General features: G+C 39.3%; 12 protein-coding genes and 1 pseudogene. 4 read left to right on the top strand and 9 right to left on the bottom strand.

All coding sequences use genetic code 11. From position 1 onward, the window contains the following. Positions 1-156: 156 nt before the first annotated feature. Both QD47_RS27655 and QD47_RS27660 read right to left on the bottom strand, forming a co-directional pair. The gene (locus tag QD47_RS27655) at positions 157-1,332 is read right to left on the bottom strand and encodes a hypothetical protein (protein ID WP_044649139.1); all 1,176 of its coding nucleotides are present in this window, start codon (positions 1,330-1,332) and stop codon (positions 157-159) included. Further along, the gene (locus QD47_RS27660) at positions 1,313-2,035 is read right to left on the bottom strand and encodes a hypothetical protein (RefSeq protein ID WP_044649140.1); all 723 of its coding nucleotides are present in this window, start codon (positions 2,033-2,035) and stop codon (positions 1,313-1,315) included. The genes QD47_RS27655 and QD47_RS27660 overlap by 20 nt, the downstream gene beginning before the upstream one ends. A 1,039-nt stretch (positions 2,036-3,074) precedes the next feature. Between QD47_RS27660 and QD47_RS27665 the strand changes: the two genes are divergently transcribed. The 4 genes from QD47_RS27665 to QD47_RS32735 all read left to right on the top strand — a co-directional run bounded on the left by QD47_RS27665 (position 3,075) and on the right by QD47_RS32735 (position 7,443). After that, entirely contained in the window at positions 3,075-5,957 is a 2,883-nt protein-coding gene (locus QD47_RS27665) for a contractile injection system protein, VgrG/Pvc8 family (protein ID WP_235332386.1), read from the top strand. Positions 5,958-5,971: 14 nt separating this feature from the next. Next, complete coding sequence (locus QD47_RS27670) at positions 5,972-6,511, top strand: hypothetical protein (RefSeq protein WP_044649150.1); 540 nt, start codon at positions 5,972-5,974, stop codon at positions 6,509-6,511. Further along, positions 6,508-6,723, top strand: coding sequence for a hypothetical protein (locus tag QD47_RS27675; RefSeq protein ID WP_044649141.1), 216 nt, complete (start codon positions 6,508-6,510; stop codon positions 6,721-6,723). Before QD47_RS27670 ends, QD47_RS27675 begins: the two co-directional genes overlap by 4 nt. A 432-nt stretch (positions 6,724-7,155) precedes the next feature. Beyond that, complete coding sequence (locus QD47_RS32735; protein WP_044649142.1) at positions 7,156-7,443, top strand: hypothetical protein; 288 nt, start codon at positions 7,156-7,158, stop codon at positions 7,441-7,443. A gap of 29 nt (positions 7,444-7,472) precedes the next feature. Here QD47_RS32735 and QD47_RS27685 read toward each other — a convergent pair whose 3' ends face one another. From QD47_RS27685 to QD47_RS33515, 7 genes and pseudogenes are all read right to left on the bottom strand, one after another. Continuing rightward, positions 7,473-9,095, bottom strand: a complete 1,623-nt coding sequence (locus tag QD47_RS27685; protein ID WP_044649143.1) for a recombinase family protein — start codon at positions 9,093-9,095, stop codon at positions 7,473-7,475. A gap of 90 nt (positions 9,096-9,185) precedes the next feature. Next, complete coding sequence (locus QD47_RS33805; RefSeq protein WP_268794278.1) at positions 9,186-9,311, bottom strand: SHOCT domain-containing protein; 126 nt, start codon at positions 9,309-9,311, stop codon at positions 9,186-9,188. 53 nt (positions 9,312-9,364) lie between these two features. Next, complete coding sequence (locus QD47_RS27690) at positions 9,365-10,516, bottom strand: hypothetical protein (RefSeq protein WP_044649144.1); 1,152 nt, start codon at positions 10,514-10,516, stop codon at positions 9,365-9,367. Then, entirely contained in the window at positions 10,513-10,803 is a 291-nt protein-coding gene (locus QD47_RS27695; RefSeq protein ID WP_044649145.1) for a hypothetical protein, read from the bottom strand. The genes QD47_RS27690 and QD47_RS27695 overlap by 4 nt, the downstream gene beginning before the upstream one ends. Beyond that, positions 10,803-11,114: a phage head-tail connector protein gene (locus QD47_RS27700; RefSeq protein ID WP_044649146.1), complete on the bottom strand. Its 312-nt coding sequence runs from the start codon at positions 11,112-11,114 to the stop codon at positions 10,803-10,805. The genes QD47_RS27695 and QD47_RS27700 overlap by 1 nt, the downstream gene beginning before the upstream one ends. Then, complete coding sequence (locus QD47_RS27705; protein WP_044649147.1) at positions 11,107-11,325, bottom strand: hypothetical protein; 219 nt, start codon at positions 11,323-11,325, stop codon at positions 11,107-11,109. The genes QD47_RS27700 and QD47_RS27705 overlap by 8 nt, the downstream gene beginning before the upstream one ends. Positions 11,326-11,423: 98 nt before the next feature. Further along, positions 11,424-11,556, bottom strand: a pseudogene (locus tag QD47_RS33515) (P22 coat protein - protein 5 domain protein); the annotation flags it as partial.

Below are 11,556 nucleotides of genomic sequence, written 5' to 3' on the forward strand. Positions count from 1 at the left end.
ACACGACGACTCATGAGCATTTTTAGAGGTATAAGCGGCACCTTCGCTACACTTTCACAAACAAAGAACTCCACCCTGCTGTTTTATCAGCTTTTGAGATGGAAATTAGCATTAGATTCCCATCAGTTGCGAAACATTCTTACAGTAGTTTTTGACTTATACTGACCTGATAGCTTCATTCCATCTTCCAAGATGGGCATATCGAATTTGTATGTCTTCGCTAGAAATTTGCAAACTTATGCTTATGGCATTTTCCAAACGCGTAGTTAGATGCTGTTTTTTCTCGAAATCACTTAACCCCTTCAATTGTTCTAGTTCTTCGAATCTTTTTTCTAAGAAGTATAACCTAGCTCTATCGTCCGGATTAATGGTTCGTTGATTATAATAATTAGAACTTTGATGACTGGTAAGTCCTTCTATATTAGTATTTTGATATATCAGTTGAGCTCTATCTCTGGGGAATTTAATAAAAACTTCAGGAATATAAATAAATCTTTCCCTCATTGCATCTTCATTTCTTCCTTCAAGCTCTAATGTGAAGTTCTGTTCATTAAACGATTCAAGCCAACATATACCAGCACTAAATCCAGCCGCTCCATATGCACATGAAAATAACCCGAATCCATCAATACTCCCAACGAAGACTGGTTTCTTGAAATCTGATAACGAATTTACCAATGCAAGCAAACCAGCCAGTTCTAGTGAACTACTGTTTCTGTCAGAAAGCCCTTCAGCCAGAATATAAAACCCATCGACATTCAAATTTCTATAATCCTGTATAATAATCTCCCGGCTCTGATCGTTAGCTATTTCGGATACACTCACGCAAATGACCGCATAAAGAGGATTTTCTAAACCAAGATCACCTTTTGCAGTAAGTGAGCTCTGAACTAATTCTTTATTAACCCCATACCAAGGAGAATTAATAGTTTTTGCAACAAAATAAGGGGTTAGGAAAATATCCGCTCCAAGTTCAGCCTGGGTATCAAGCACGTTTGTCGCAAATTGTAAAGAAAATGAATCACCGCTCTCTCCTTGGAAATCGTCAGGAGTAAGAGGCTCTAAATCAGGACAATAACTTAATAAGGCGTATGTTTTCTTTTGTACACAAACTCTATGTTCAAGTTTAGCTGTATTAGGATCAACAATTAAAAAGCCGACATTCCCTTGGGCCTTCTTCTCAAGTATCTTATTCCATGGGTTTGAATAATAATTTGCTAAATTGGCATCCATTATTAATCCATCGAATTGAGGGTACTGATTAACATACTTCATCTCATTTTGTAAAACACGCGTTAAAAAAACCGGTCGGTCAAACCCTGTTATGTTCATTAGTAAGCTCATCCTCTCCGAATAAGTAATCATTCACGTTAAATCGCATCCGTTCCCAAATAGATTCATGTGCTAAAAAATTTACATTCCGATTAATTGGTTTGCGAAATCTGGATTTCCATAAGAAAGAAGCCCTAAAGCTTTTAACGTCAACTGAAATCAAGCCTACATTATTCTTTTTAAGTCTTTCCTGATCCACCCTATGGACAAAATCACATAGTAAAGCAACGTATACTTTATTTGCATACGTTTGATATCTTCTGGCTTGTTGCGTTGCAGCTATCCAAGATTCCATTTTTGCTTCAATAGCAATAACTTCAGAAGCTAGTGGGACTATATGGTTAATCTTTTTGTATACATTTTTGTTTACCTCTACGACATAGTTCCCTTCCAGAAGTTTGTTTATAAGCTCACGTTTAAGATAAGCACGCGAATACGAAAATTTACTTTCTAATTTGGTTATACTTGTTCCATTTTCTTCTTCAGAGATAAATTTCAGCAGTTCCACCAGCACTTCTGACTTTATACTAGTAAACTGATTATTCAGTATCCTTTGTTTTACTTTGTCTGGATTAATTTTTACTGCAACAACATCAGCTATTCCGTGACCAGCCCCCCCTACAGCTACTTCTGTAAAAGTGAAGTACCCCATTGTTTGGAAAAATTTCTCTATAATAGGTATCATATCATGTTCCTGGACCATAGTCACCACCCTGACATCATAAATTTTAATATTAATCAAATTAATATTATTTTTTTATATATATTGTAAATATACCCTAAAAATAAACTTTCTAAATAAATATCAAGAGCTTCTGAAGTATAACTTTTGTTAAAGCTTCAAATTCTTTAGAAAATAAATTTAAGAATTTGTACTTTTGAATAGTTCACTATTCTAGTAAAACCTATTATGGCTAGATATTTATACGTTTCGACAGCTTCTCTTCTTTTCCTTTCTGATCTATCAGATTACAATTCATAACTTAGAAAAATGTTCACAAACAGTATGGGCATTCCGTATACACCAGGTAAATGCAACACCTTAGACTACATTTTCACGAGTAGTGAATAACAACTCCACTTACCTTATGAATGAAATAATATATTCTACCGTACACTCAACCCTAATTCAAATTAATCTTAAACCCTTACGGCAGCACTTCTCACATCGTTATATCCATATATTCCTTTTTTTTGTTCTTTATGTATGTAAATAAAATATGTTCCCGCACTCAACCCTAAAGCGTTTTTTTGAATGCAGGAACATATTCAAGTTGCTTTTAAACCCTTCTACATCAATGCTTCTTATCTCGATATATTACTACCACGCACTCCACATGTGTCGAGACAACGAAAGGGATATACTTCCTCTTACCACCTATTATATGCTTTTTTCTACTCTACATTTCCCTCCCATATCACCTGCTTCCAAAAATACACATAGTAAATACCCCAACCAATGGGTCATTATGTAAAGTTAATCTCTCTTTTAACCGATATATACATATGCTGGACTGTTATTTAAATATCTCCTCCTGCCCTTTTGTACCTTGAATGAAAGCTTACTTGGAACGCCTGTATCCGAATAAGCACGTTTTATACCCAACAAACTCAGTGATACATATGGGTCTTGACTCAATGTTGTATTCATCCATTTCTTCTATTAGTCAGACTCGAATTAAAAATGCTGCACTTTACTTTTGTAATCAGCCATCGTATCTGGAAAGGAGACATGAACTCAATTGAGCTTACTATCAGATGGAATCGGGTATGAAAGCCTACGCTTTTATGGTCCCTTTCAGCCACAACACATCGATCAACTTCAAATAACACGTACCATTAATGATCATACCTTTTTACATATCAGTGGTATGCTCTCCGAAGAACAGGGAGCCGCATGCATCGGACAAAATATGGAGCAAGAGCCGATTGTGATTCGTCAGTTGGATGATCAGGGACAATCGCTGAGAAGGCTGTTCCACGGGATTGTTACGCAAATGTCTGTGAATTGCACACGGGGAGTATATACCTTTGAACTGAAGGCTGCTTCCCATTCCTATCAAATGGATATCAAGGTGAAAAGACGCTCCTATCAAGATATTCACCGTACTTATGATGATCTGGTCACCGCGATGATACGGAAGTATCAGTACGGAGATGCCATTGATACCGTAACGAACCATGCCAAACTGGAGACATTTGTTTTACAATATGAGGAGACCGATTGGGCATTTTTAAAACGTCTCGCTTCCCGCTTCGGCTCCGTACTTGTGCCAGAGGTAACCGCAGCCTCACCCAAAGTCTTCTTCGGGATGCCAGAAGGCAAACAGTACAAAGTAGAACGAGATGTATTTTATCGGGTACGGAAAACGTTTCATGAGCTAGACACGGGAAAACCAGGAGAACGTGCCGACTCGTATGTCACCTATATGATTGAAAGTCTGCAATACTATGCGTTGGGTGATTTCATCACGTTACCGATTGGACAAGGTAAAGAACTTGTCGTGGTTCGGGCAGTGACAACGTTAACAGATGGCTTACTGCGTACCCGTTATGATCTCCAAGCGGAACAGAATATTCGCTATGCCCGGTATGAAAACGATCAGGCGACCGGGATTTCACTGACAGGAACGGTACTCAAGGTACAACAGGATTTCGTACAGCTTCAACTGGACATCGACCCGAAGCAAGATCCTGCCAAAGCGTGCTGGTTTCCTGTAGCGACTCGATATGTAGCCGAAGAACACAGTGGCTGGTACGATATGCCTGAAATCGGGGAACAGGTCGAACTGTATCTGCCTACAAATCGCGAACAAGATGCCTATGTGACGGATTCGCTACGACAACAACGCCACGCAAATGGACAACCGAATGTGAAGGTGTGGCAACACGTGCAGGGAAGCGGCGTAGAAATGTCTGAGCATGAATTGACCCTCTCTACCTCGGATGGATTTTCGATTACACTGCACGAGGATACGGGCATCACCATCAACAGTCCGGGAGATGTACAGATTCAGGGTGGTCATGTAAAGCTCGATGCTGGTGAGGAACTATCACTCGAAGCTGGTACGGCGCTATACTTAAAAGGTGGAGCCAGCAGCATGGTGCTCGATGGTGAGACGGATACCAAAGCTCCAGTGATTTATCAGGAAGGTACAGTAAAAGCACCCGTTTTCGTGGCTGACCTCCCTCCTATACCTGAGCCACCATTGATGAGCATAAAAGCCTATGAGGCAGCTCAATCAGCAGCCAAAGATTCATCTAGCAGACAAGCCTCTACCCCTAAAGCCAAAATTACGACTCCAGCTGAGCTTCAGAAGGCTAATGCTTTGATGGGGACAGTATCCAAGCTATTAGGCTCCATTCCGGTGATGGGGAAAGTGGCTAGTGTGATGTTAAATACGGTTGGTGGACCCGCAGGTAAAGTAGCGGCAACTGTTTTGCAAGCAACTGCCTCGATCCCCGTTCGGAGCAAAGGAACACCTACGATGGGAGGAAACAGCAAGGGGAGCGGAGTTCATCCATTGAAATACTTGGCTGGTTTAGCCCTTCAGGGACTGATTAGTCAATATGAGCATGAGCAAGCGAGACAAGCTTATTATAGCAAGTGGATTTTAGGAAAAGCATATACAAGTGCGCGTCATATAGCGCATTCTGGTGGCCCATTAGAGCTGGTTAAGAACTTGCTGAAAGAGTCTAATGCTATGGTACATGCGTATCAGCAGATCCCTGTAGATCTAAGACAACGCTGGAAGGCCGAGCACGATAGCTACATGGCAGCTGAGAAAGCTAAAGTCTCCTATAATTTTGAAGAGTATGATAAAAAAATAGTAGGAACTATGTGGGTTCTCAGCAAAAATGGAGTTACCGATCAGAAAGCTGCCCAAGCCACTCTCGCCTATAACGAAGCTATCAAAAATGGAGAAATCAAATTAGATAACGGATCAGAGAATGTGGATATTTTCGTAGAACAAATTAAAGCAGCTAAAGAAGGAAAGAACTATTGGACAGGAAAAGAAATACCAAAATGGCAGGCAAATGCGATTATTATTAGTAGTGTATTTTCTGAATTTCAGATGGTTGGAAGTTTATACGGTGCTAAATTTGGCAGGAATATAAAGATACCTTCTAAATCAATTAAAGTTCCAAAGTCTACCGTTAAAGAACCGCCAATCGGAAAGCCTGCACCTTCCAAACCTATTGAACCACCCAAAACTGAGGGGATGGGTGAAGATGTCGTAACTTACAGACGCGTTCAAGGCGGAGAGGGTACTAAATCAAGCCAACCGCGTATACAAGTAAATGAAGATGGCACTGTAACAATACCTAAGAAAGATGCTGATTTAAATATAAGTATAGATAATGGCGAGCATTCAAATTATTTTAAAAATGAAGTAAGAGGCGGAAATGCTGATATTGTGGAATTTGACGTTCCAAAGTGGTTTGACGATTTCTTAAAAGAAAACACAATACCTCAAAATGGATACAAATCAAATCCATTAAACCAAGGTGGAACAGCTCCAAAACTCGTAGACCCTACAAAACCAGGCAATTCATTTGAAGTCCCAGCGCCTTGGGTTGAGTGGATAGAAGAGTATGCTAAAAATGCACGAATAAAAAAATGAAAGAGTTGAATAATATGCTATTAGAACCTAAAGCGCTAGAAAATATTATTGTGGGTTTATTAGTTGAGAATAGTTTCAAATGGTATATTTCCCCAAAAGATTTGTGGTTTCTGGATAGGAAAAAGCAAGAAGATGCATTTATAAAAAAATTTAAAGAACTTGGACTTAAAAATATTGGAAACAACATAGAAGAAGATGATGAAAGAAAAGGTATAGCAGTTTTAGATGAGCATTCATTTATAGAATTTGTTCCAAGAATTAATAAGTATTCTGTTTCAACCGACGAACTAAGGGAGTCACTTAAATTAAATCTGCTTACTAAATCAAAAGAGGATACATTTTATACTTTTATACCTTCATTATATATAAACCTAGATAAAAGAGAACTCTATTCATTGTATCCAGAACCAGCCTCCTATGAAGATTTTGTCCCCAATAATTGGATAGGGGTCTACGAGGATTTTTTGTCCATGATAGATAGCAAAGAAAAATATTGGTATGATGAAAATGGAATTGATATATTATGTTTTGAGAAAAATGGAGGTAAGAGATGAGCGACAATAAAGTAAGTATCCTATCTGAAAAGTTTGAGAATGAAAAAACTGGTGAGCAAGTCGAAGGTGTAACGATTATGATAGATGGTAAATTAAAAGATATGTTAGATATAATCATTGAAAAAGAGGGAGGATACAATAGCTATGCAGAGCTAACTAAAGATTTATTGTTTGCTGGTATAACTCAATTTGTTGAAAAACATAAAAAATAGAAATAATTTCCAATATTTTTATTCATGGCGCTGGCTCGGCGGCTTCTTAGAGCTCCCTTATCCAGTGCCGAATAAACCCATCATTCAACTAATAACACAAATAACCCATGTAATAACCGTATAAAGATTTCTCCATTTTGTTTGTACGCACATCAATGCTTTAACTTTACAACCTAAATAACGCTATTCCGATACATTGAACAGGTCGATTATGGTTAGATACCACCATGATTGACCTGTTTTTTGTTATCCTTATTACTCAAATAGGGTGTTTTTACCAATATTTAAATCTGCATTTAAATCCAAAATTCTCTTAATGAAAATGATTTTCTAAAGATAATTCAACATATTACTGCACAAAACAATAACTTGCCATCCCTCCCCAACAGAGTTAACATACACACACTTCAACCACGGGAGGGGAATCATAATATGTCAAATTGGCCAGATTGGTTTCAGGAGGCATTACGCCAACGTTTTTATCAATTAGAATTAGCCAGTGAACAAAACGCTTCAAATTTATCAGAAAATGAGCATCTATTCACTCAAATTGAGCAACTGAAAGGTAATCAAAACGAGGATATTCAACATCTGCTATCCGAATGGGAAGAAGCCATAGGTTATCAGCTAAGTCAGGACAAACAGTCCATCTATATGGAAGGAGTAAAAGACGGGATTCGATTGATTCTTCCCGTCATACACTCCACAAATATTCGTTAGCCTACTGATAATGTTATCCTATGATTTCGTTAGTCCAATATTTCATCTATGCTCATTCCACTTTTCAAGGTAAAAACAAAATGCGCTGGTGAGAGAATGGTTATCTTCTCCACCAACGCATTAAATAGGTTATCATCAAATTGTTCCAGTATATCTTTCCGCAAGCTTAGAATTTGGATGATTTCATCTACACGCTCCTTGATTTTCGCTTGCTGCTCATGCTCCTGCTCCAGTGTCAGCTTCTGTTGTCGTAGCTCGTTGAGTTCATTGGAAAGTCTGTTCGTTTCTTCATCATATATCGTTTCATCAATCTGATTCCGTAGCTTGAGATTCACTAATTCCTTCAAGTCGGATTTCAATTGTTGCATCTGTCCTTCAATGTCCAATAGCTGTTCTTGCCCTACTTTGCTGGAAAGTGCCGATTCAATATTGCCTTTCAGCGTTTTAATCAATCTTTTCTTGTTCTCATACATCCGGTTGAACAATCGTACAAACGCGGAATGTAAAACTGGTTCATCAACCGATTTGGCATCACAGGCTACTTTACCTTCATTTACATACGTTTTGCATTGCCATACCACTTTTTTGGATGGATTATTGCTGTTCCAGGTTCGGCGTTTAAAAATGGCTCCACAGCATCCACAATATACTTTACTGCTCAGTGCATATTTACTGGAGTATCTTTTACTATCCCCCATCACACTCCCTTTCAGCTTGGCCCTCCGTTCCTTTTCCTTTTGCACCGCTTCAAATAGTTCCTTGGATACAATCGGTTCATGGTTGTTTTCAATTAAATATTGCTGCTCCTGTCCTTTATTCCTGATTCGTTTGTGAGTCAAAAAGTCAACGGTTACCGTCTTTTGCTGAAGCAAAGCTCCGTAATATTTCTCATTGGTCAGAATTAAGGTAATCGAGGAATCCCACCACGTATCGCCACCCGTAACCGTTTTAATCTGATCTCGCATCAAGCCTCTGGCTATCGCCTGATAGCTTTTTCCGTCTAGATACTCCTCGTATATCCTGCGTACAATCTCTGCTTCCGGTTCATTAATGACCAATTCACCATGTTCATCCTTATCATAGCCAAGGAAGCGAGTCGTATTGCAGAAGACTTTGCCGTTTTGGAAGCCACGTAATATTCCCCACCGGCTGTTTTCAGAAATGTTTCGACTCTCATCTTGGGCAAGGGAACTCAGGATGGTCAGCAATACTTCGCCTGTTGTATCGAGTGTATTAATGTTCTCTCGTTCAAAGAATACAGCAACTCCCAGACTTTTAAGTTCCCTCACATATTTCAATAAATCCAGTGTATTCCTAGCAAATCTTGAAATCGACTTGACCAGAATCAGATCCAGTTTACCATTTCGGGCATCCTGTATCATCCGATTAAAGTGCGTTCTATTTTTAGTGTTGGTTCCGGTGATCCCTTCATCTGCGTAGATATCAGCCATTTCCCATTCCAAGTTGTTTTGAATGTATTGGGTATAATGATTTACCTGATTGGTATAGCTCTCCTTTTGCTCCTCGGAATCCGTACTGACCCGACAATAGGCAGCGACTTTCTTCTTTTGAATCGATTGAATTCCCTCTACGATGTCCATCGTTTTAATGGGAACGACGACGACTTTTTTTGCGGTTGCGGCTTGTGCCATAGGTATTTCTCCCTTCAATATCTTCTTTATACGGTCACATGGTATAATGCTTCCGGCACATCATCAAGTCCATTTCTGCCCATGTTATAGCTATTTGAAAGACTTTTTATTCAGCTCATCAATCGCTATGAACTCTTCTTCTGTAATTACATTTTGTGATCTCAATTGCTTCAATAGGCTTAGACTCAGTAGATAATCAATAGATTTTCGTTGCATATGTATGTGCTCCTTTGAAATAAAAATGGCTCACCTCTAGGGCAAGCCAAAGCTTAGAATAAATTTTTAAGGCCAATGTTCTTTTCTGCGGTAATGCTAGGATTGCTTACTAAGGTAGCTGTCAACACAAGGACTTTGTTGTTCGCCCCGCTACTGCTTCCTGCTTTTATGGTTACACTATTTCCTGTACTCGCTGTCACGCTCCCCATGATAGGAGTTGAATGATCCTGATTTTGTAGACTCCACTCTACAGACTGGTCAAACACTTCCATTCCATGATCATAGATATGGCTGACGTATGAGGCGCTTTGGCCTGTTTTTAGAACTGAATTGCCGATAATGGTTATCGCATAGAAATGTGTTCCTGTTTCGACAACTCTCATTTCAATGGTACTTAGTACTGTTGGGTAATACGTTAATTTCGCGGTGATGCTTGCTTGTCCCAAAGCGATGCCCATAATCTGGCCTTGCTGATCTACACTAACCACGTTCGGATCACTAGATATATAGGTAATCGCCGGATTAGCCATCTCATTTCTATTATCCGTAGCGGTCACATTCAACGGTAACGTTCCATTGAACAGCACATGAGCTATCGTTCCCTGATGAATATGTAAAGCATATGTATGAGCAATCTCATATTTCCATCGGTCTGCAATATTATTTTCCACGTCATCATAAGCTGTATTTATGCTATCCAATGTGCAGCTTAACTGAACGATTCCATTTAGGATGCGATCAATTCCAACTACTTTAAATGGCTGATGAGTAATGTAGAATCGTTGGCTTAATGTAATGCCCCTCGTGTCTGCATTGACTTGTACCCTAACTATAATATTCCCCTCTGGCATGGAGATAACTTTACCTGTTTCCGTTGAAAACGTTCTGGCTTCCACCACAGCATCAAACCATCTCACCTGTCCATTCCAGTTTAAAGCTAGCCGTTGATTACATTTTTGCATCCTTCCTCGACACGACTTTTCATTTTGGTCCACCTGACTGGTGATCAGATACCGTTCATAACGATAATCCACGATATCTCCTGTATGTAAAGGTGTTGCTGCTCGAATAATTTTTTCATCGGTCATTTGAATGGTATCTGTCGCATCCCGAATTAGAGCAAGCTGCTTTACATTGTTGATATGCACAAGCTCACCTTTTTCTCGCAGAAAGAAATCTATCCATGGTTCTATGCTCCTTGTCACTCCTCCACCTCCAATGCAAAATCTGGCTTGCAACGGTACAGATACAATTCCATATAATCGCTCCATTCCTTCATATCCAAAATAATAAAGACATCCTTACCAATTTGGACATAGCGATTCGACTGCAATAAGGATTCCACCAGTGTACAGAAAGCTCGATATGTCGTCTCCAGTGTGTAGCCATCTTCAAATGAAAAGCTTTTGCGATAAGGTTGTACATCTGCCATCATTGACCGAATAGGTATGAATTCAGCATCTAAAATTTCCAACTTCGTATCGTAAAACATTAATCTGTCCCTACCTTAATTTTAGGCAGAGGAAGAGCCAGTCGAATACTTGCCGGAATCCCTGTTTCATATGTAGCTGAGCGCTCTCCCTCCTGTTTATTTGTTAGACCAACCGAATCCCTATTTTTATAGAGATATGCGGCATAATCGACCATGACATCATCGTATTCCACAGGGAGTGTTACCACATTGCAATAGCCCAGAATATTACTTCTCGCTTTATTCAAATAGTGGATCAGGATATCATCCTTGGATATGTCTGTTGGTTCCATGTTTAATAATCGTTTCATCAAATCCATTAGCTCACTCATGTGCTGGCTCCTGTTCTTCCTTTACCTGTACCTTCTCGGTACGCTTTATATTTCTTACAATTTGTGCTTTCGTTTGGGCTGCTTCTTGCTTAGTCTCATCTAGATTAGGCTCATTCACCTGCTCATAATGATCATTAGCCTGTAAACGCAGCATTAGTTCCTGATCCGTGACTTCCCATACGCAGCCTGTTTCCTGATTCAAAAACCACATCTTTATCACTCTCCAAAAATGAAAAATAGGGCATCTAAAACGGACACCCCGAACGTGTTTCTTCTATTATAATGTGTTTTTATATCATCTACTTTCAATTAAGACTTATTCACTGTAAGTACAGCGAGAGCTTCCGGCTTGATACATTTGGCTCCGAATACCTGCAACCCTTTCACTGCATCCGAAAATTGTTTCTCTGGTCTGAATGCTTCGACCGAATCCACTTGTCCA

Source organism: Paenibacillus terrae, from assembly GCF_000943545.1.
In the GTDB taxonomy this organism is placed as follows: domain Bacteria; phylum Bacillota; class Bacilli; order Paenibacillales; family Paenibacillaceae; genus Paenibacillus; species Paenibacillus terrae_A.